Here is a 21,838-nt window from a genome sequence, read left to right on the forward strand (position 1 = left end):
GCAGAGAGTAGGTAACGGTTATCAGTAACTGATCTGCTACCTATTTCCTGTAACCTAATATCTACATAATGAAATTCAGAACAGAGGTTGACATCCCAAAATCGGAAAAGAAAATTGAGATTGAAGATAAAATATTTTCAATCGGGTCTTGTTTTGCTACTGAAATGACTGATTTACTGAAAGATGGTCAGCTTCAGACGCTTAATAATTCTTTCGGAACAATTTTTAACCCCTTTTCGATCAATAATGCTGTAAAAAGGCTTCATGACTCTGCATTCTATGAGGAGGAGGAGTTGATTATATACAATGAGGAATATATTTCACTGGATCATCATACCAGTTTTGATACAAGGTATATTCATCAGACGTTAGATAAAATTAACGGAAACATTGAAGAGGGAAATGCCTTTCTTCAGGAAGCTGACTGGATTATTATCACCTACGGATCATCTTTTATCTATGAATTTCTTCCAAAGAATAAATTGGTGGCTAATTGCCATAAAATTCCACAGAAATTCTTTGAGAAGAGGCTGCTTTCTCATCAGGAACTGACGGCTTCTATCTACAATACAATCCTGGAGCTTAAGGATATTTGTAAGGAAAATGTGCAAATACTCTTTTCGGTGTCACCGGTAAGACATACCAAGGATGGAATGGTTGAAAATCAATTGAGTAAATCAAAATTAATTACGGCTATCCATGAATCTATTTCTTTATTTGAAGACTGTCATTATTTGCCTGTCTATGAAATTTTGATGGATGATCTGAGAGATTATCGTTTTTACAAGGAAGATATGATTCATCCAAGTACGCAGGCTGTTAATTATATTTTTGACAAATTTGGAGATTCCTATTTTTCAGAAGAAACCCAAAACTTTATCAAAGAAAACTTTAAAATCATCAAGGCATTGGAACACAAAACCAATGATAAGAAAGATCCGAAGTTTATAGAATTTAGGGAAAAGCTGGATCAAAGAATAGAAAATCAACGAAAGAAAGTAAAGCATACTATATTCAGATGATTGATTTTACAAGAATTGACTATTTGAAAAATGGAAATGAAAGGCAAAAAAGAGCCTATGAAGTTCTTACAAAATATCATATTTTAGAAAAACTAGAACCTTATTCTGCTGTTTTGGCCGGAACAATTCCTATTAAAATTGATGTTGAAGGCAGTGATCTTGATATTATTTGTGAGGTTGATCTGAGATTTGAAGAAGATTTTTTAGAAGATCTGACAGTTAGAAATTTAATTCCATTCGGTACGGATGTTAAGGTCGAAAATATAACCGTAAACGGAGAGAAAAGTATTGTTCTGAACTTTATGCTTGAAGAATTTCCTATTGAGATTTTCGGACAAAATAAACCTGTTACAGAACAAAATGCTTACAGACATATGATTGCAGAATACAATATTTTGCAGGAAAAAGGAGAGGATTTTAAACAGAAAATAATAGATCTTAAAAAGCAAGGGATAAAAACAGAGCCGGCATTTGGAATGCTGATGAATCTGAAAAATCCCTATGAAGATTTATTAAAATTATAAAGAAATGATTGATACACATACACATTTATACGCAGAAGAATTTGATGAAGATAGAAGGGAAGCTATTCAAAGAGGTTTAGATAAAGGTATTACAGAGTTTTATCTCCCTGCCATTGATTCTGAATCTCACGAGAAAATGCTGCAATTGGAAGAAGAGTATCCAAAGCAGATTTTTTCAATGATGGGACTTCACCCTTGTTATGTAAAGCCGGAATCTTGGGAAAAGGAACTGGAGATTGTTAAAAATTATCTTGATCAAAGACATTTTCCTGCAATAGGAGAGATCGGAATTGATTTATATTGGGATAAAACTACTCTTGATATTCAGGTAAAGGCTTTTGAACAGCAGATCGATTGGGCTATAGAAAAGGATCTTCCCATTGTGATCCACACAAGAGAAAGCTTTGATGAAACATTCGAAGTGTTGGAAAGAAAAAAGCATCCAAAATTAAGAGGGATTTTCCACTGTTTCTCTGGAAATCTGGAGCAGGCAAAACATGCCATAGACCTGAACTTCATTTTAGGAATAGGTGGGGTAGTAACTTTTAAAAATGGAAAAATAGACCAGTTTCTGAATGAAATTCCTTTAGATAAAATTGTACTTGAAACAGACTCTCCTTATTTGGCTCCTGTTCCCCATAGAGGAAAAAGAAATGAAAGTTCATACCTTGATTTAGTTGCCGGGAAACTGGTAGATATCTATGGTAAGGATTTTTCTGAGATAGATAGAATTACTACAGAGAACGCAAGAAATATTTTTCATACTTAAAAAATATGAAATTGCTTCCTAACATTACTTCATTAAGGTTTTTCCTGGCTTTCCTGGTTATGATCTTTCATATCCCACAGTTTTTTGGAAATAGAGGACTAGCGACATTCAATGATTTGCCTATATTTAATAAAGGAAGTGAAGCGGTATATATGTTTTTTTCTTTAAGTGGTTTTCTTATTATCAGACAGCTATTTGAAGAGAAGACAATTTCAGGAAGAATTGATTTGAAGAATTTCTATATAAGACGAATGCTCAGGATTTTTCCGTTGTATTATCTTGTTGCCATTATAGGAATGCTTTATTACCATGTCATTCTTCCTAAAATGGGATTTGATTTTCAGAGTAATTATAACCTTTTAGAGGGTATAATTCTCCTGTTTACATTTTTTCCTAATGTTTTTGCTGTTGCAAGACCTGGAGGAATTCTCGAAATGCTTTGGTCTATAGGGGTTGAAGAGCAGTTTTATCTTTTGGTAGCACCCCTTATTCTTCTGGTTCCACAAAAATATATCAAAGCCTTTTTATTTATTTTTAGCTTTCTGTTTATTGGTTTATACTTTACCCCTGCCTTAAGCTTTTTAAGTAAATATCAAATGATGTTTTTCTATTTTTCTTTTACGGGGTGGTGTTCTTTGTTGAGAATTAAAGACAGTAGGTATAATAGCTTTATATGTATTGTAAGTAGTATTCTGTTACTCATTTACTTTACAACTGATATTTTCATCAATAATATGTCAGATTTACAATATCATATCTTTGGAATGGTATTATTTGGCGTGTTCCTTATTTTTTTCACCCATAAACCTATTCGTTTTTTTGAGAATAAAAGCCTTATTCACCTTGGGAAAATTTCTTACGGGATCTACATGTATCATGCTATTGTAATGCAACCTGTAGGATTTATCCTCCTTAAGGCCGTTTCCAAATACAAGTTAAGTGATCCCGTAATTATTATTTCTAGTTTTCTTTTGGTAATACTGATTACTATACTCATTTCTCATCTCTCGTATCAATATTTTGAAAAGAGATTTCTTGTTTTAAAAAATAAGTATAGAACAGCGTCCCGCTAAGAACTATTTTTTTCTGGTAAAGTTTTTATTCTTAGGTTTTTTAAATCCAGTCGGAGCCGCAGTACCAGCAGGTTTCTTATTGTTCTTATTCGGTCTGGAGCTATTGCTAGAAGTCTTAGGTCTTTCAGAACCGCCAGAAAAAGGTTTGTTATTAGAATCTCTTTTCTGTGCAACCAAATCATCAGTGTGGAACGGATGGTTTTTGATTACCGGAATCTTCTTTCCAATAAGTTTCTCTGTATTTTTTAGGTTTAAAAGGTCTAGTCCGTCTACAAATGAGATAGAATTTCCTTCAGCACCAGCTCTTCCTGTTCTTCCGATTCTGTGTACATAAGTTTCAGAAACGTCTGATAGCTCAAAGTTGATAACGAATTTTAGCTCATCAATGTCAATTCCTCTTGCGGCAATATCTGTTGCTACAAGAACCCTTGTTTTTCCGGATTTGAAATTATTAAGAGCATTCTGTCTTGCATTTTGAGATTTGTTACCGTGAATGGCTTCTGCAGAGATATTGTCTTTTTGAAGCTTTCTTGCGATTTTATCGGCTCCGTGTTTCGTTCTTGCAAATACCAATACAGATTCTGAAATATCATTTTCCAGGATGTGGGATAATAAATTCAATTTATTGTCCTTTTCTACAAAATAAACAGATTGTTTGATGGTATCTGCTGTAGAAGAAACTGGTGTAACTTCTACCTTTATCGGATTGTTTAGGATTGAGTTAGCAAGCTTCTGAATCTCACCAGGCATTGTTGCTGAAAAGAATAAAGTTTGTCTTTTCTGAGGTAAAAGCTTGATGATTCTTTTAACATCATGTACAAAGCCCATGTCAAGCATTCTGTCAGCTTCATCAAGGACAAATATTTCAATATTTTTTAAGCTGATAATTCCCTGTGCAATAAAATCAAGAAGTCTTCCTGGTGTTGCAACCAAAATATCAATTCCTTTTCTTAAAGCTGCTTCCTGATTTCCTTGCTTTACGCCTCCAAAAATAACAAGTTGCTTTAAAGGAAGGTATTTACCGTAAGCATTAATGTTTTCCTCAATTTGAATAGCCAACTCTCTGGTTGGAGTAAGGATTAATGCCTTTATATGTTTATTCGGAATTTTATTTTTAGATAAGTTCTGTAAAATAGGGATAGAAAAAGCTGCTGTTTTTCCAGTTCCTGTCTGTGCACAGCCTAAAAAGTCTCTGCCATCTAAAATATCAGGAATTGATCTTTCCTGAATGGGTGTTGGAGTTGTATATCCTTGTTCCTTAATTGCTTTCGCAATAGGTTCTATTAAGTTTAAGTCTGTAAAATTCAAATGAATTATTTTAAAATTTATATAAAAATTCTTTCTGTTTGAAAGAATTGCATCCTGCAAAGGTAGTCTAAAAAAAATTAAAAATTTCGCATTATTCTTTTTGACTGATTATGGAGTTATTGGTTTCTTCATGTATAAGGAATTAGATGAGAAATGGCTGCCCAGTATAGGCAGCCATTTGTTTTTATATTATAATTATTAAGTTCTTATTTGAATCGGTATCCTAGACCAGCCTGGAAAAATCCAATATTAACTGGAGAAGAGGTTTCAAAGAAATTGAAATTATATCGTGCATCAACGAAAATATGTTTATTAATCTTATATTCCGTACCTAGGAAAGGAAATATCATCATTTTTTTTATCCCATCATTGTCAGCTGCATCTTCATAAGTATCACCCGTATTGTCTTTTACCACTATCTTTGTGGAGGCTGTAAATCCCAAATTTATACCTGCAGAAACTGAAAAATTAGGAATAAAATAATATTTTAGGGAAACAGGAACTTGTATCTGGTTTATTTGATAATCATAAGTTCTATCTCCCATGTATATAATTTGTTGGTTCATAACAACAAACCAAGGGTATACGTCTTTTCCTCCCAATTGTGTATATTGTATTTCACCCTGAATGCCAAATTTAGGAGATAAGGGATACTCTGCTACAACACCTGCATAGAAATAAGATTTTGATGACAAACTAGTGTCATATATTTTCATGTTGGATAAAGTATATCCTCCTTTCACTCCAAAACTGATAGGTTTATCCGGAGTCTTTTGTGCATTAAGGAATGATGAAACAGCTAATAGTACACCGAAAAGAATGTTCTTCTTCATGTTTATTTTTTGAGTTAAATGATTACGTTTTTATAAAAAAAATAATTCCTTCGTATGGAGGGAATTATTTCTGCAAATATAGTTTAAATATTTTATAAAGATCTATTGAACCTTTATCCATCCCTGATTTTCCTTAAGTTCTCGAAGAAATGGTATACTTTAGAAATCTTTCTTGATTGTTCCTGTAAAAGTGCTTTCGTGAGTTTTTGGAAGTTCATTGTTGGAAAATAAAATGGCTGCCCAGTATAGGCAGCCATTTGTTTTTTATTAAGAAATAGATACTATTTAAATCTATATCCTACACCTGCTTGCAGAAAGCCTACTTTCACTGGAATGCTATTGTTTTTGTTAATTTCAATGAAGTTGAAATTATATCTTGTATCCACAAAAAATTGATCATTGATCTTATATTCTGCCCCTAAAAATGGGAAAAGGCTTAATGTCTTTATTCCATCATAGTTTCTCTTATCAGTTCCAGTAATAGCGTTGCTTGATTCTGCTTTTGTTGAAATATTAAATCCAAAATTCATCCCTGCAGATGCAGAAAGATTTGGAATAATATAATACTTTACAGAAATAGGAACCTGAATTTGGTTAAGGCGATATTCGAATGTTGTATCTCCTGTTTCCACAATTTCACTTCCTATTAAGGCTACTGTAGAATATGCAACTTTACCTCCTAATTGAGTATAAAGAACTTCAGCCTGTAATCCAAATTTAGGTGATAATGCTTGTTCTGCTACAATACCTGCATAGAAATAAGATTTTGAATCCAGCTTTTCATCAAAAAACTTCATACTGGATAAATTATATCCTCCTTTTACTCCAAAACTTATAGGTTTATCCTGTGTCTTTTGTGCATTAATTAAAGTTGGAACAGCTAATAGTACACCGAAAAGAATGTTCTTCTTCATGTTTGTTTTTTGAGTTAATTGATTATTGTTTTAAAAAAAATAATTCTTCCAAAATGAAAGAATTATTGTACAAAAATAATTTAAATATTTTAAATGGGACTACTGGACCTTAGTCCATTCCTGGTTCTTCCTTAAGTCTTCAATAAAATGATATACTTCCGAAAGTTTTTCACTGCCACGTTTTCCGTAATCTTCTACATTTTTAGAAGTTCCATCATTGAAGTTAATTCTTAAATAAGCTGTAGAAAGATCAGTGATGTTTCTGCTTCCATATTTATCCTTTAAGTTTTTTACATCCAAGCCATCAAGCAAACGGATCAATTTATTGTAATCCTTTTCCTTGATTGTTCCTGTAAAAGTACCTTCACGAGGTTTTGAAAACTCATCCTTTGAGGGTTTATCATTGAAATTAAAATGCTCTGCTTCAAAAATGGCAGTTCTATCCGCATTGATGGTCATTTTAAAAACAGGACAAAATCCAAAGCAAGCACCTGCCTGATATTCAATTTTAGTATATTTTGAATTCGTTGTCTGTGGAGTACACGAAAATAAAAAGATAAATGCACAAAGGCCTAGTAAATATTTCATAGTTTAAATTTCAGAATGGTCTTTCAATAATTATTCCAATTGGAACAGGGGAAGAATTGATAGTGTGAACATGGTAAAAAAATAAAGAGAAGCACGATTGCTCCTCTTTATTTTATTTCTAACAATATTAATCACGAGTAGTGATCAAAATTATTTTATCCATGTAACTGTTTCCAGATAGCATCTTTCAATTCTACAAGCCCTTCCCCTGTTACTCCTGAGAAAAATAGCGGTTGCTTGTTTTCCGGAAATTCTGCTGAGATTTCCTTTTTCAGCTCATCATCCAAAAGATCGGATTTTGAAACAGAAATAATGAAATCTTTATCCAATAGCTCCGGATTGTACTCTTTTAATTCATTTTCAAGAATTTTAAATTCCTGGAAGTGATTTTCAGAATCTGCAGGAATTAAAAACAACAGAATTGAGTTTCTTTCGATGTGTCTCAGGAATCTGTGTCCTAATCCTTTTCCTTCTGCTGCACCTTCAATAATTCCCGGGATATCAGCCATTACAAATGACTTGTAATTTCTATAATCAACAATCCCAAGGTTAGGAGTCAATGTGGTAAACGCATAGTTTGCAATCTTAGGCTTAGCTGCCGAAACAGAAGCCAGAAGTGTAGATTTTCCTGCATTTGGAAACCCTACTAAACCTACATCTGCCAAAATCTTAAGTTCAAAGACAATATAGCCTTCCTCACCTTCCATTCCGGGTTGAGCATATCTTGGAGTTTGATTGGTAGAAGACTTGAAAAACTCATTTCCTCTTCCTCCTTTTCCACCTTGCATTAAAATAATTTCCTGCTTGTCTTCAAGGATTTCTCCGATAATTTCTCCTTCTTCATTTTTAGCGATGCTTCCAATGGGAACATCGATGTAAATATCAGAACCATCAGCTCCTGTAAGCTGGTTTTTCGCTCCGTTTTCACCACGTTCAGCTTTTATGTGACGGGTATAACGAAGCGGAAGTAAAGTCCATTCCTGAGCATTTCCTCTCATGATAACGTGTCCTCCACGGCCTCCGTCACCACCATCAGGACCTCCCTTGGGAATATATTTTTCACGGCGAAGGTGGGCAGAACCTGCTCCTCCGTGTCCGCTTTTACAATGAATCTTTACGTAATCTACAAAGTTTGACATAATTTTTAGGGTTTAGGCCTTAGGGGTTAGGGAATAGATATTTAACTATGCTAAATCCTAATCCCTAAATCCTAAATCCTTATTTAATTTTCTCTACCTCAGCGAAAAGTTTTTGGGAAATTTCATCAATTTCACCTACGCCGTTTACTTCTACATACTTTCCTTGCTGCTTATAAAGTTCGGCTACTTCTGCTGTTTTAGCATAATATTCTTTAATTCTGTTTTCGATGATCTCTACATTGCTGTCGTCAGATCTACCGCTGGTTTCTCCTCTTTTAAGAAGTCTTTCAACCAAAATTTTATCTTCTACTATCAATGAAAGACAGATATCAATCTCATCATTCAGTTCTTCCTTAACGATTTTCTCCAAGGCTTCTGTCTGAGCAGTTGTTCTTGGGTAACCATCAAAGATAAAACCATTGGTATCAGTAGGTTTTTTAATCTCATCAATCAGCATATCTGTTGTTACCTGATCCGGAACCAATTCTCCCTTATCGATGTAAGACTTAGCCAGTTTTCCAAGTTCAGTATCATTTTTCATGTTATATCTGAAAAGGTCACCTGTTGAAACCTGCTTTAAGTTGAATTTTTCGATTAGATTCTGAGCTTGTGTTCCTTTTCCACTTCCTGGAGGGCCGAACAGAACAATGTTTATCATAATTTTGATTCGCTTCCGGTCTATAATAATCGTATAATAGTTGACCTTTAGCTTTTTTAAGTTAATATTTTACTTTTATTTCGATTAAGTTTTAAAGCTAAAGGCCAATAGCCGGTAGCTAATGACAATAATTAATGGTTGATTTGTCCGTCTTCTAATTGGTATAAATTAGGTAGGTTTCTTCCCAATTCATCATAATCTAATCCATAACCAAGTACAAATTTATTTGGAATTTCCTTTCCAATATAATCCAACTTGAAATCTTTCTTATAAATCTCCGGTTTCAATAAGAAACTTGCCAGTTTTACAGATTTAGGACGCTGAGTTTCCTTAAAGTATTTGAAAAGACTTTCAACCGTATTTCCTGTATCTACGATGTCTTCTACAAGAATAATGTGACGGTCTCTTACATCCTTAGTAAGCTCCATTTTTTGGTAAACAATCCCTGTGGATTCAGTCCCAACATAAGAACTCATCTGAATGAAGGCAATTTCGCATTCACCTGGATAATACTTTAAAAGATCTGAGAAGAACATGACCACTCCATTCAATACACCAATGAAAACAGGAACTTCATCCTTGTAATCTTCATAAATTCTTAACGCTGTCTCTTTTACAATTTCCTGAATTTCGGACTCCTTTAAATAAGGAACGAAATTTTTGTCGTGAACTTTAATGCTTTCCATAAAATTTTTAGTAGGAGGCAAAGTTACGGATTTTTGATTTTTGAATAAAATCTTTTTGTGTTTAATCCCGGATTTGTCCTATATTTGTTCTTTCAAAACCCATAAATACAGACATGTAGGATATAATTTCTTTCAGATTCATTAAAACGGTAACCAATAAGTTACTGGTGTTTAACCATTATTAAGAAAGAAATCATGATTTTACTTCAAAATATATCCTTTGGGTTTCCGGGAGGAAATCTTCTATTTAATCATATCAATTTTACGATACAATCTCATACTAAATCGGCTTTAGTAGGGAGTAACGGCATGGGGAAATCTACCTTGCTGAAAATAATCGCTCATGAAACACAGCCCTTAAGCGGAAATATAAATATTCAGGGCGAAATATTCTACGTTCCCCAGATGTTTGGAAACTTTAATCACTTAACGATCTCAGAGTGCTTGAAAATAGATCAAAAGCTCAATGCACTTGACAAAATAACAAACGGAGAGGTCGATGAAAAATATTTTGAAATTTTAAATGACGACTGGGACATTGAGGAACGCTGTCAGAATACCCTGCAATATTGGGGACTTCAGGATTTTGATTTGAATCAAAAACTAGAGGGATTAAGCGGCGGGCAGAAGACAAAGGTTTTTCTGGCCGGAATTCAAATTAATCATCCTGACATTATTATTTTGGATGAGCCTACTAATCACCTGGATCTGGAGGGAAGAAAACTATTGTATGACCTTATAGAAAAAATAAGTGCGACGGTTATTATTGTAAGCCACGACAGATCACTGTTGAATCTGGTTGATACTATATTTGAACTAAGCAACCAGGGAATCACTGCCTATGGCGGAAACTTCGATTTCTATACAGAGCAGAAAGAAGTTGAAGAGGAGGCTTTACATAATGATATCAATGCCAAGGAACGTGCTTTAAAAAAGGCAAAAGAAAAGGAGCGGGAAACCTTGGAGCGTAAACAAAAGCTCGATGCAAGGGGAAAACAGAAACAGGAGAAATCGGGAGTTGCCAGAATTATGATGAACACGCTCCGGAACAATGCAGAAAAAAATACCTCTAAGCTGAAAAATATACATGCTGAGAAGATCAATGATATTTCAGGAGATCTGCGGGATCTGCGTTCTACTGTAAGGAACTTTGATCAAATGAAAGTGAATTTTAATGATTCCAGCCTGCATTCTGGTAAGCTTTTATTAGCTGTGGAGAATATCAATTTTAAATATAGAACGGATAAGCTTTGGGCTGAAAATCTTAACCTTGAAGTTCGAAGTGGAGACAGAATTTCCATTAAGGGATCAAACGGATCCGGGAAGACTACCTTGATAAAGCTTTTATTAGGAAACATTGAGCCTTTTGAGGGGAAAGTAAGCAGGGCAGAATTCCAAAGCATTTATGTTGATCAGGAATATTCCTTAATTAATCCTGAATTAACGGTTTATGATTTTATTCAGACCTTTAATGACAGTGCGTTACAAGAATCGGAAGTAAAGACCTTGTTATCGAGATTTTTGTTTGGTAAGGAAACTTGGGATAAAAAATGTGAATTCCTTAGTGGTGGAGAGCGTTTAAGATTACTTCTGTGTGGGCTTTCAATAAGCAATAAAGCTCCGGATTTAATTATTTTAGATGAGCCAACGAACAATCTGGATCTGCAGAATGTGGAGATTCTGACCAACTCTATTAAAGATTATCACGGAACTCTATTGGTGATTTCCCATGATGAGATTTTTCTTGATGAGATTGGAATTGGTGGGGAAGTAGTGTTGAAATAACGAACAATTTTTTTGCGGATTGTATAAAACTCAATAAAAGCGGACTTTAGTCCGCTTTCTGTTATTTCTTTGTCTTTTTAATGGCATCCAGATAAATCTTCTTAATGCTGTTCTTTTCTTCTTTCTCACTGATGCTTTCAAGAGTAGGGAGAAGCGTTGTATTATATTTGGTTTTTAATTTAAGTATTTCGCCCAATGCAAATGCGGCGCTCCAGCGTACCACGGTTCCTTCATGATCTGTATTGGCTAGTAAATTTGTAATTGCCTTATCCAAATTTTCAATGAATAAATGAGCGGTATTACCTATTACCTTTGCGCTTTCCCATTTTATTCTTGGTGCTTTTTCAGTAAGTGTATTGGTGACAAATGTAAATACAGTTTCATCTGCAAGGCTTGGGGTCTGCTTGGTAGCATATTCAATGGCTTCTATGCAGGTTCCTTTTACAGGATCCTTAGATGTTTCTGCAAAGGCAATCAGTTCATCGGTAGGAAGAGATGTGTCAATGATCCATTTGCTGAGAATTTCGGTTTTTTCCTTTGCTTTTGTTGTTTTGTCTTTAAAAAGTTCTTCTATGATCACAGTGATTGATTTTGTTTTTTCAGTGTCCTAAAATAGTAATTTCTTTTAAAAATAGAGATCTGCAAAAATCCTTTAAACCTGTGATAGATTATTTACAATGCTTTAAAATCCATTCGTAAATTTCATTAAGTACTTCCTCTCGTATCTCTTCATTGAGAATCTCATGACGCATATCCGGATAGATCTGGGTATCTACATCCTGAAATCCATCAGCTTTTAAATGATCAACAGTATAGATAACACCTTTACTAAAATCTCCAATCGGGTCATTCTGCCCGCTTACAAACAATAACGGAAATGATGAGGAAATAGAAGAAGCCCAATCTCTTGCCGTAGCCCTTTTGTAAACAGTAAATAAAGTATAAAATGCATTATGAGTGAAAGGAATTCCGCAAAGTTTATCCTGTTCAAAGGCAGTTCTGTTTTTAGGATTAATACTAAGCCAGCTGGTGGCTCCAAAATCTTTATCCTTTTTAAAATGCTTGTTATTAACATTCGTGAAAACAGAATTCAAAAAAGTACGATGACGTGGAGCAATGGCATTAGCTAATGATAAATACCCCCTTAAAATATCGATTCCTGGCAAAGGTCCACCGGTTCCCGTAATGATAGCGCCAGAAAATTTAGTACTTGCCTTTTGCAGAAGACAACGAGTGATGAAGGATCCCATAGAATGTCCAAGAATAAAATGAGGTACATCAGGATATTGCTTTGCAAGATGGTCTGCCATCATTTCTGCATCTGCAACCAATCTCTCATCCGGCTTTTCAAGCTGGAAAAACCCAATGTCTTTTTTATCTTTTACAGATTTTCCATGTCCCAGATGATCATAGGTTAATACAGCAATTCCATGAGCTGCAAAATATTCTGCAATCTCAGAATACCTACCACTATGTTCCTGCATGCCGTGAACGATGAGCAGCGTGGCTTTTGCTGTTTCCGGAGAAAACAGGGTGTGGAAAAGCAGGGATTCATTGTCTATTTTGGATGGTAAATACGCAGATTCTTGGGATAGAGACATAATATTTTTTGTTTCAGGATAATCAAAGATATAAAGAGAATTCTATAGATTAAGAATATAACAAGGTTAATTTTTTCTTGGCATTACTATTCTATTAAGACATATAAGTAAATAAATTTAAATTTTCACTAAAATCAGTCTGTTAACGATGAGTGTTTGGAGTTTATTAACTTATATTTTGGTTTCTCAACCCCATGATTTTCACCCCAACCCAAAATAAATATCCCCTATAATTTGGCCGTCATTTTTTTTAAAAGTAATTTTGCATGAATCTAAAAACAAAAGTACATTATGTCAACTTATGTAGTTGTAGGTCTTCAGTACGGAGATGAAGGCAAAGGAAAAATCACGGATGTTTTATCAGCAAAATCTGACTATGTAGTGCGTTTCCAAGGGGGAGACAACGCTGGTCACACGGTTTATGTGGGTGAAGAGAAATTCGTTTTACACCTTCTTCCTTCAGGAGTTCTTCAATGCAAAGGGAAATGTATCATTGCGAACGGAGTAGTGGTAAACCCTAAATCTTTCATTAAAGAAGTTGGTCAGATCGAGAGCAAAGGCTTGAGAACAGATCACATTTTTATCAGCAGAAGAGCGCATGTTATCATGCCTTACCACATCCTTTTGGATACTTACCGTGAAGAAGAACACGGAGGAACTCAAATCGGAACAACCAAAAAAGGAATCGGACCTTGCTATGAAGATAAAATCGCAAGAGTTGGAATCAGAATGGTTGACCTTTTGAATCCTGAAATTTTAAGAGATAAAATTGAGAAAAACCTTAAGGTTAAAAACTCTCTATTTGAAAAATATTACGGAAAGCCAACATTAGACGTTGAAGAAATCTACAACGAATATTTAGAAATCGGAAAACAACTTCAAGACAGAATCGTTGATACTGAATTAGAGCTGAACGAAGCGATCAGAGATGGTAAAAACGTTTTATTCGAAGGAGCACAGGCTTTGATGCTTGATATCGACTTCGGTACTTATCCATACGTTACTTCATCTTCTCCATCTACAGGAGGAGTTTGTACAGGAGCGGGAGTTCCGCCAACTTCACTTCAAAACTTGATCGGTGTTGCAAAAGCATACTGTACAAGAGTAGGAAACGGACCTTTCCCATCTGAACTGGATAACGAATTAGGTGAAAAAATCAGACAAATTGGTGGTGAATTTGGAGCTACAACAGGTAGACCAAGAAGAACAGGTTGGTTAGACCTTGTTTCTCTAAAGCACGCTTGTATGATTAACGGGATCAACAACCTTGTAATAACAAAACTAGATGTTCTTACAGGAATTGAAAACCTTAAAATTGTTACTCATTATAAAACTGAAGACGGAAAAGTTATCGACTATTTCACTTCATCTACAGAGAAATTATACAATTACGAGCCAATTTACCAGGATTTACCAGGTTGGGAGGAAGATATCACAAAAGCAAGAAGCTACGATGAACTTCCAGACAATGCTCAGAAATACATCGAATTTATCGAGAAGTATTTAGGAATCAACGTATATTTGGTTTCTGTAGGACCGGAAAGAAGCCAGAACATTATCAGAAAAGAATTATTCTAATAATATTCTTTGAACATAAAATAAAAAAGAGACTGTCAGTTTGGGCGGTCTCTTTTTTTATAAATCACCCCCGATTATCTCTCATAGTTGTTGATAATGCCTATATTTAATCAATTAATTCTATCAAATGGAGGATAATAATAAATCTCATAATATGCTGAACAATATACTATTCAGCTTGCTTTTTACAGTGGCTTACGGAGTTTTGCTATTTATATATAATGAAATGCCCCTTGATCAAATCAGTAATTTTAGATTCAAACTATTTATTGTCTGCGGTTTGGTATTTACTTTAGCGGCTATTTTTTCCGCAGCAAAAAGTTATAAAGAGGTAAAGAAGAGTTCAATTATTCTGATCATTATTAATTCATTAGGATTATTAATTCCTCTGGCTCTCTTGTTGGTGGTTTTTACATAATTCAATATTCTCAAACTCAGCAGCTATAAGCTTACTGTAGTATTCTCATTCCTCTAAAAAATAATTCGAATTTCAAGAAAGTGTTCAAGTTTTAAATGTTAAATTTTCAACTTTGTCATAAATTTTTGTAAAATTATGTTGTTTTGATAAAATTATGGCAGATATTTTGATATTGACTCATTGCTTATCGATAAGAACTAATAAAACTAATAATCACTTTTTTTAACAGTTTAAATAGTAATAGTGATGAAACACCTGAACCAAAATCAAGAATTTCGATTCAACGAAGTTCTTTTTGAGCACCGGAACAAAGAATATGGTGCCTATGCATTAAGAAACGAATCAGATAGAATTTTAACCAAAGCGCTTTTTATAGGAGCGAGTTTAATGGCTGCCGTATCAATTACGCCGTTTGTAATTTCAGCATTTAAAACTCCGGAAATTGTAGAAGATACCTGGAAGCTTCCTCCACCAGTGATCATTCCTGATGATCCGGTTGCTCCACCAGTGACAATTACTCCTGTGAAACCTACAGTATCTTCAAATAAGAAAACGTTTGACAGTACAGTTCCTACACCATCAAGTACAGCTCGGGATAATGTGAAAAAAGACCCTGTTCCTGATGATGCAGTTGCAGGCTTAGTGAATCATTTTAAAGGAGATCCAGTGGCTCCTAATACACCAAATGTCCCAACTGTATCAGTTGGAACAGGCCCTGTAATTAATACACCTACACCAGTAGTTTCTGATCCGGTGGATAAAAATAAAATTGTAGATGCTGGAGAACTAGGTGTAGAAGCCAATTTTAATGGAGGAATAGATGCTTTCAGAAATAAAGTAATGAGCAACTTCGACAGTTCTGGTTTTGAATCAGGAGATGTCATGAAAACTACGGTAACCTTTATTGTAGAAATGGACGGAACAATATCAGGGGTAAAAGCTAATGGAACCAACGCCGATTTTAATAATGAGGCAATCAGAACAGTGAAATTAATTTCCAACAAAGGAAAATGGACTCCTGCCAAAAATAAAAAAGGAGAATTTGTAAGAAGTTACTTCAAAATTCCAATTTCCATGAAGTTTGATAATTAATATCAAAAAACAATTTTTTTAAAGTTATCCACAAAGATTTTTTTTTGTGGATAATTTTTTTAACAGTTAAAATGTTTATTAACAATACTTTAACTCAATTTTGATTTTCGCCACTCATCGAGAGCAAAGAAAAAAGTGTATTTTTGAAACTTAAAGTTCTAATAATGGCAAAAATCATAGGTATTGCTAATCAAAAAGGAGGTGTTGGGAAAACTACCACCGCTGTAAATTTAGCAGCAGCATTAGGAGTATTGGAAAAAAGAATATTAATTATTGACGCTGATCCTCAGGCTAATGCTACATCAGGATTAGGCGTTGAAGATGTTCAGTATTCTACATATAATCTACTGGAGCATAGTGCTGATACAAGAGTTTGTATCAAGAGAACTGCTACCCCGAATCTGGATATTATCCCGTCACATATTGACTTGGTAGCAGCAGAAATCGAACTGGTAGACAAAGAAGACCGTGAATATATGCTGAAAAAGGCTTTAGCGAGTGTGAGAGATGATTATGACTATATCATTATCGACTGTGCACCGAGTTTAGGTCTTATTACAGTGAACGCTCTTACTGCAGCTGACTCTGTAATTATCCCTATCCAGTGCGAATACTTTGCATTAGAAGGACTTGGGAAACTTTTGAATACCGTTAAGAATGTTCAAAAGATCCACAATAAAGACCTGGGAATAGAAGGACTTCTTCTTACCATGTATGACAGCAGACTAAGATTGTCAAATCAGGTAGTGGAAGAAGTAAACCTACACTTCCCGGAAATGGTTTTTGAAACAATAATCAGCAGAAATGTAAGATTGAGCGAAGCACCAAGCTTCGGAGAAAGTATCCTGAACTATGATGCCGAAAGTAAAGGAGCGGTTCAGTATATTCAGCTAGCAGAAGAAGTTCTTCTAAAGAACGAAAACTTAATAAAGAATTAAATTAATAATAAATGGGAAATGAGTGAATGCTAGTCATCACTTATTAAACATCATTTATCAATTATATCTATGAAGGACAAAAAAAGAGCTATGGGACGTGGTTTGGGCGCCATATTAAGTGCAGAATCTAAAGCAACTATCAATTCAGCTACTGATGAAGGAGCAGATAAGTTTGTGGGAAATATAGTAGAAGTTGCGCTTGAAGATATTTATCCGAATCCGACGCAGCCGAGAACTTATTTTGATGAAAAAGCATTAAACGAACTTGCACAGTCTATTAAGAATCTGGGAGTAATCCAGCCGATTACCCTAAGGAAAGATGGTGAGAAGTTTGAGATTATATCAGGGGAAAGACGTTACAGAGCAACTAAAATTGCCGGTTTAACAACTATTCCTGCCTATATCCGTTTAGTAAACGATCAGGAACTTCTAGAGATGGCTCTTGTTGAAAATATTCAGAGAGAAGATCTTGACGCCATTGAAATTGCCCTTACTTATCATAGACTTTTGGAGGAGATTGGTCTTACCCAGGAAAATCTGAGCCAGAGAATCGGAAAAGACAGAAGTACAATTACCAATTCCATCAGGCTTTTAAGATTAAATCCGGATATTCAGAATGCCATCAGAAGCGGTGAAATTTCTGCAGGACACGGAAGAGCAATCATCAGTCTTGAAAGTGAGGAAGATCAACAGGTTTTATTTGACCTTATTATCAAGGAAAAATTAAATGTTCGTCAGGCTGAGCAGGCAGCTGCTGCATTGAAAAACCCAAAATCTCCTGCCGCAAAAAAAGTAAATGCCGAGCTTTCCAATAACTATAAAAGAGCACAAAAGACCATCGCTGACATCCTGGATGTAAAAGTGGAAATCAAGGCTTCTGGAAATGGTAAAAAAGGTAAAATTGTTCTGGACTTCAAAAACGAAGAAGAGCTGGAATATATTTTATCCCATATTAAATAAATGAAGAAAATATTTTTCACATTTTTCTTGTGTATGGCTGTATTGGCTTATTCACAAGTTGTAGCCCCTATTGATACTGTTCAGGTACTAACACCTCCGAAAGAGAATGTTCCTGCAGTAAAACCTGGGAAAACAGAATCTAAGATCATTGCAGACTTAGAAAATGCCAACGGGCCCACAAGAAAAACCATAAAGTTAAATCCTACCAAAGCAGGTCTGTATTCAGCTGTTTTACCGGGATTGGGACAGTTTTACAATAAAAAATACTGGAAGATTCCAATTGTTTGGGGAGCTGTAGGAGCAGGTGTTGGTATTGCAGTCTGGAATGACAATCAGTACAAGAAATACCGCGAATACTACGTCGCTAAACTTAACGGTACGCCTAATGAATTCGTAGACAGTCATCCTTGGCTGGACAAGAAAGCTTTAGGAAATGCACAGGACAGGGCTAAAAGACAAAGAGACTATGCCATTGCCATTACGGGATTAATCTACATTTTAAATATTGTAGATGCAGTAGTGGATGCCCATCTTTATGAGAGCCGTCATGATCCGGATCTTACCTTTAAGCCATCGGTTATTCAGGATCAATATGGTTATGATGCGCCAAAAACAGGATTTGTTTTAAGTTATAGATTTTAACATACAATATATAAAGCCTAGAGGCTGTATGTAACAATAAAAATAAAAGATTATATGAAAATAGCATTAGTTGGTTACGGGAAAATGGGTAAGATCATTGATGAGATTGCACAGAAAAGAGGTCATGAAGTTGTTGCCCGCCTAAAGGAAACCCCAACTGCTGAAAATCTTAATAATCCCGATGTTGTTATCGAGTTTTCCTTGCCGGAAGTTGCATTTGAAAATATTAAGGCTTGCCTTGAAAATAAAATTCCTGTTATCTGTGGAACCACAGGGTGGCTTGAGAAAAGAGACGAAATAGAAAAATTGGCTGTAGAAAATGATACAGCATTCCTATATGGTTCAAACTTCAGTTTAGGAGTGAATCTGTTCTTTGCTTTAAACGAAAGACTTGCTGATCTAATGAAAAATGTAGATGAATACTCTTGTCAATTAGAAGAAATTCATCACATTCACAAAAAAGATGCACCCAGCGGAACCGCTATTTCAATAGCTGAAGGAATTATCAATAACAATCCAAAGTTTGAAGCATGGAAACTGGAAGAAACCCAGGGAGATCAACTTGGAATTTTTGCCATTCGTGAGGATGAGGTTCCGGGTACCCACAGCGTTTTCTACAGAAGTGAAGTAGACGAAATCGAGATCAAGCATACTGCATTCAACAGAAACGGTTTTGCATTAGGAGCTGTAGTTGCCGCAGAATGGATCAAAGATAAAAAAGGAAACTTCGGAATGAAAGATGTTTTGGGGCTTTAATTTGTAACAAATTCTGTAAATTGCAGACAAATTATACAGATGAATGATGAATAGTGAATTATAAATAGCATACAGCTGTTATCATTTATTACTCATCATTTATCATTTTATATCATAAGAATAGGCACAAAAAATTTATGAATTATTTTTTAACTTATACAGTGTATGTCCTCATTTTATCCATATTAATGGGGATTTCAACTTGGAAGTTGTTCAAGAAAATGGGCTATAGCCCTTTATTTGCATTTATACCTTTCTACAACTACTTTATCATTTTAAAAGAAACAAAACATCCAAAGTGGTGGGCAATCCTGTCATATCTTCCGATTGTAGGGCCAATCATGATGTCTGTTTTTCATCTTTATTTAATGAAAAAATTTGGAAAGTCACTTTTCAAAGATCAAATCCTTACAGTGATTCTGCCGTTTATTTATATGGCTACTGTAAACTACTCTAAAGATGTAGAGTTGGAAGACGAAAATGCAAATAACCTATTCCTTACAGATGAAGAAAAAGAAGCAAAGAAAAAAGATACATTCTTAGGCTCTATAACCTTTGCCGTTGTTTTTGCTACAATTATCCACGTTTTTGTAACCCAGCCGTTCGGAATTCCTACAGGATCCATGGAAAGAACATTATTGGTAGGAGACTTCCTTTTTGTAAACAAATGGAGCTACGGATACAGACTTCCAATGCGTCCTTTAGCAATACCTTTCCTTCAGGGAACAATCATGGATACAGGACAAAAAGGAAATCCAAAAGATGATCCCAAATCTTATGTAGATGGAGTGAAGCTTCCTTACACAAGAATTTTGCAATTCAATAAACCACAGAAAAATGATGTAGTTGTTTTCAACTATCCTCAGGATTCAGTACATACAGCGATTGATAGAAAAGATCCTTATGTAAAAAGATGTGTGGCTACAGCAGGAGATACTTTTGAAATGAGAGCCGGAAGACTTTTCGTTAACGGCAAACCGGAAACCGTTTTAGGAGATCAGGAAGTACAGCACAGATATATTGTAACTACAGAAAACCAACTGGATATCCCAACTTTATATAAAGCCTATGGATTTTTACCCGTTCAGGAGGTACAACAGCCTAATGGAGGATATCTTTATGCTTTTCAAGGGTTAACTGATAAAACAGCAAAGGAAATTAAAGAGCTTCCTCAGGTAATTGATATGAAGGAGGATGTTTCAATTAAAGGAGAAGCTGCTGTATATTATAAAGATGAAGCTAAAACAAAAATTGATACAACGCAGTCAATATTCCCAATCAACAAACCTTGGAACCAGGATTGGTATGGCCCGCTAAGAATTCCTAAAAAAGGAGATGTTGTAGCGATCAATCAGGAAACACTTCCAATGTACCAGTGGATTATTTCCGAATATGAGCACAATAGTTTGGAGAAAAAGAACGGGAAAATCCTTATCAACGGAAAAGAAGCCAATCAATATACCATTCAACAAGATTATTACATGATGGTTGGAGATAACAGAGATGCTTCTCTAGATGCAAGATTCTTTGGTTTTGTTCCTGAAGAAAATATTGTAGGAAAACCAATGTTTACATGGATGAGTGTGCAGGGGGTATTCCCGGATGCAAGTTCAACGTATCAGGCCCCTAAGAAAATCCGTTGGGAGAGAATGTTTAAGGCAACGAATACAGGTGAGTCCAATAAAACCTCTTACTGGTGGATTGCGGCGATGATCCTGATCTTGTTCTTTGGTTGGGACTATTTCATGAAATTATTCAGAAAGGAAAAAACTGAAAATAATTAATAGAAAAATTAAACTTAAAATAGAATGAAGTATTTGAAAAAATGCTTCATTTTTGTATTATGAATATGACGAATGTATTATTGCCGGCATTTTATATGCCCCCAATCTCATGGTTCTCAGTGTTTTTGAATCCTGAGAATGAAATTGTATTTGAACAGTTTGAAAATTTTCCGAAACAGACCTATAGAAACAGAGCGAATATCTATGGAGCGAACGGAAAACTATCTCTGATTATTCCTATCAATCATAACGGGAAGAGAGAGATGAAAGATATAGAGATCTCTTACAGAGAAGATTGGAGAGGACTTCACTGGAAGTCAATCAAAACAGCCTATCAGAGTTCTCCCTATTTTGAATACTACGAAGATAAATTCAGAAAGATATTTGACCTTAAAGAAAAGTTTCTTTTAGACTTTAACCTTAAGGGGCTGGAGGTAATCCAACAGATACTTAAAACAGAAAAGGCACACTCTTTGAATGAAGAATATATCAAAAATCCTGAAAGTATCAATTTTAGAGAGAAATTCTCTGCAAAGACTTCCTCAGAATTTGAAATGGAAGACTATTATCAGACTTTCTCAGATAAGTTAGGATTTTTGGAAGATTTATCGATTCTGGATCTTGTTTGTAACAAAGGCCCCGAATCACTTACCTATATAAAGAAAATAAAACAGTCATATTAATATGAAATCGTTGTAACCGGATTTTCTGGCAAATAAAAACAGATGACCTTGACGATTGCATGTGACTTTATAATAAATAAATATCAA

24 protein-coding genes are annotated in these 21,838 nt (G+C 34.9%); 14 read left to right on the forward strand and 10 right to left on the reverse strand.

The annotated features are described in order from the left end of the window. Positions 1-68: 68 nt before the first annotated feature. From EG359_RS20085 to EG359_RS20100, 4 genes are read left to right on the forward strand one after another with little or no spacing between them, the layout of a single operon-like run. The gene (locus EG359_RS20085) at positions 69-1,022 is read left to right on the forward strand and encodes a GSCFA domain-containing protein (RefSeq protein WP_076357446.1); all 954 of its coding nucleotides are present in this window, start codon (positions 69-71) and stop codon (positions 1,020-1,022) included. Continuing rightward, entirely contained in the window at positions 1,019-1,546 is a 528-nt protein-coding gene (locus EG359_RS20090) for a DUF4269 domain-containing protein (protein ID WP_076357448.1), read from the forward strand. The genes EG359_RS20085 and EG359_RS20090 overlap by 4 nt, the downstream gene beginning before the upstream one ends. A gap of 4 nt (positions 1,547-1,550) precedes the next feature. Continuing rightward, positions 1,551-2,315, forward strand: coding sequence for a TatD family hydrolase (locus EG359_RS20095; RefSeq protein WP_076357450.1), 765 nt, complete (start codon positions 1,551-1,553; stop codon positions 2,313-2,315). A 5-nt stretch (positions 2,316-2,320) separates the two neighbouring features. Beyond that, positions 2,321-3,388, forward strand: a complete 1,068-nt coding sequence (locus tag EG359_RS20100; RefSeq protein ID WP_076357452.1) for an acyltransferase family protein — start codon at positions 2,321-2,323, stop codon at positions 3,386-3,388. 3 nt (positions 3,389-3,391) lie between these two features. Here the strand turns inward: EG359_RS20100 and EG359_RS20105 are convergent, their stop codons facing one another. The 8 genes from EG359_RS20105 to EG359_RS20135 form a co-directional block, all read right to left on the reverse strand. Beyond that, positions 3,392-4,696, reverse strand: coding sequence for a DEAD/DEAH box helicase (locus EG359_RS20105; RefSeq protein WP_076357507.1), 1,305 nt, complete (start codon positions 4,694-4,696; stop codon positions 3,392-3,394). 206 nt (positions 4,697-4,902) lie between these two features. Then, entirely contained in the window at positions 4,903-5,529 is a 627-nt protein-coding gene (locus EG359_RS20110; RefSeq protein WP_076357454.1) for a porin family protein, read from the reverse strand. Positions 5,530-5,642: 113 nt separating this feature from the next. Then, positions 5,643-5,786 (reverse strand): hypothetical protein, encoded by a 144-nt coding sequence (locus tag EG359_RS22585; protein WP_164463088.1) that lies wholly within the window; start codon positions 5,784-5,786, stop codon positions 5,643-5,645. Positions 5,787-5,810: 24 nt separating this feature from the next. Next, positions 5,811-6,443, reverse strand: coding sequence for a porin family protein (locus tag EG359_RS20115; protein WP_076357456.1), 633 nt, complete (start codon positions 6,441-6,443; stop codon positions 5,811-5,813). A 99-nt stretch (positions 6,444-6,542) separates the two neighbouring features. Next, a complete protein-coding gene (locus tag EG359_RS20120; protein ID WP_076357458.1) occupies positions 6,543-7,031 on the reverse strand; it encodes a DUF6438 domain-containing protein in 489 nt (162 codons plus the stop codon). A gap of 155 nt (positions 7,032-7,186) precedes the next feature. Then, complete coding sequence (gene obgE / locus EG359_RS20125) at positions 7,187-8,170, reverse strand: GTPase ObgE (RefSeq protein WP_076357460.1); 984 nt, start codon at positions 8,168-8,170, stop codon at positions 7,187-7,189. A gap of 79 nt (positions 8,171-8,249) precedes the next feature. Then, complete coding sequence (locus EG359_RS20130; RefSeq protein ID WP_076357462.1) at positions 8,250-8,828, reverse strand: adenylate kinase; 579 nt, start codon at positions 8,826-8,828, stop codon at positions 8,250-8,252. Positions 8,829-8,959: 131 nt separating this feature from the next. Continuing rightward, on the reverse strand, positions 8,960-9,514 hold the full coding sequence (locus EG359_RS20135; RefSeq protein WP_076357464.1) for a phosphoribosyltransferase: 555 nt from the start codon (positions 9,512-9,514) through the stop codon (positions 8,960-8,962). A 195-nt stretch (positions 9,515-9,709) separates the two neighbouring features. Between EG359_RS20135 and EG359_RS20140 the strand changes: the two genes are divergently transcribed. Then, a complete protein-coding gene (locus EG359_RS20140; protein WP_076357466.1) occupies positions 9,710-11,299 on the forward strand; it encodes an ABC-F family ATP-binding cassette domain-containing protein in 1,590 nt (529 codons plus the stop codon). 61 nt (positions 11,300-11,360) lie between these two features. Here EG359_RS20140 and EG359_RS20145 read toward each other — a convergent pair whose 3' ends face one another. Together EG359_RS20145 and EG359_RS20150 are read right to left on the reverse strand one after the other, a co-directional pair. Beyond that, the gene (locus EG359_RS20145) at positions 11,361-11,879 is read right to left on the reverse strand and encodes a HEAT repeat domain-containing protein (protein WP_076357468.1); all 519 of its coding nucleotides are present in this window, start codon (positions 11,877-11,879) and stop codon (positions 11,361-11,363) included. A gap of 88 nt (positions 11,880-11,967) precedes the next feature. Further along, entirely contained in the window at positions 11,968-12,900 is a 933-nt protein-coding gene (locus EG359_RS20150) for an alpha/beta fold hydrolase (protein WP_076357470.1), read from the reverse strand. A 291-nt stretch (positions 12,901-13,191) separates the two neighbouring features. Between EG359_RS20150 and EG359_RS20155 the strand changes: the two genes are divergently transcribed. The 9 genes from EG359_RS20155 (at position 13,192) to EG359_RS20195 (ending at position 21,751) form a co-directional block, all read left to right on the forward strand. Next, complete coding sequence (locus EG359_RS20155; RefSeq protein ID WP_076357472.1) at positions 13,192-14,478, forward strand: adenylosuccinate synthase; 1,287 nt, start codon at positions 13,192-13,194, stop codon at positions 14,476-14,478. A gap of 127 nt (positions 14,479-14,605) precedes the next feature. Next, positions 14,606-14,896 (forward strand): hypothetical protein, encoded by a 291-nt coding sequence (locus EG359_RS20160; RefSeq protein ID WP_076357474.1) that lies wholly within the window; start codon positions 14,606-14,608, stop codon positions 14,894-14,896. 246 nt (positions 14,897-15,142) lie between these two features. Beyond that, positions 15,143-15,988 (forward strand): energy transducer TonB, encoded by an 846-nt coding sequence (locus EG359_RS20165; RefSeq protein WP_076357476.1) that lies wholly within the window; start codon positions 15,143-15,145, stop codon positions 15,986-15,988. A gap of 164 nt (positions 15,989-16,152) precedes the next feature. Continuing rightward, positions 16,153-16,926: a ParA family protein gene (locus EG359_RS20170; RefSeq protein ID WP_002981269.1), complete on the forward strand. Its 774-nt coding sequence runs from the start codon at positions 16,153-16,155 to the stop codon at positions 16,924-16,926. A gap of 69 nt (positions 16,927-16,995) precedes the next feature. Continuing rightward, positions 16,996-17,886 (forward strand): ParB/RepB/Spo0J family partition protein, encoded by an 891-nt coding sequence (locus tag EG359_RS20175; RefSeq protein WP_076357478.1) that lies wholly within the window; start codon positions 16,996-16,998, stop codon positions 17,884-17,886. Then, positions 17,887-18,528, forward strand: coding sequence for a DUF5683 domain-containing protein (locus EG359_RS20180; RefSeq protein WP_076357480.1), 642 nt, complete (start codon positions 17,887-17,889; stop codon positions 18,526-18,528). It begins immediately after the preceding gene. Positions 18,529-18,582: 54 nt separating this feature from the next. Continuing rightward, positions 18,583-19,284, forward strand: a complete 702-nt coding sequence (dapB, locus tag EG359_RS20185) for a 4-hydroxy-tetrahydrodipicolinate reductase (RefSeq protein ID WP_076357482.1) — start codon at positions 18,583-18,585, stop codon at positions 19,282-19,284. A 137-nt stretch (positions 19,285-19,421) separates the two neighbouring features. Beyond that, positions 19,422-21,068, forward strand: a complete 1,647-nt coding sequence (lepB, locus tag EG359_RS20190; RefSeq protein WP_076357484.1) for a signal peptidase I — start codon at positions 19,422-19,424, stop codon at positions 21,066-21,068. A 59-nt stretch (positions 21,069-21,127) separates the two neighbouring features. Continuing rightward, complete coding sequence (locus EG359_RS20195) at positions 21,128-21,751, forward strand: WbqC family protein (RefSeq protein ID WP_174567041.1); 624 nt, start codon at positions 21,128-21,130, stop codon at positions 21,749-21,751. Positions 21,752-21,838 lie beyond the last annotated feature (87 nt).

It is taken from the genome of Chryseobacterium joostei, assembly GCF_003815775.1.
GTDB classification, from domain to species: Bacteria; Bacteroidota; Bacteroidia; order Flavobacteriales; family Weeksellaceae; genus Chryseobacterium; species Chryseobacterium joostei.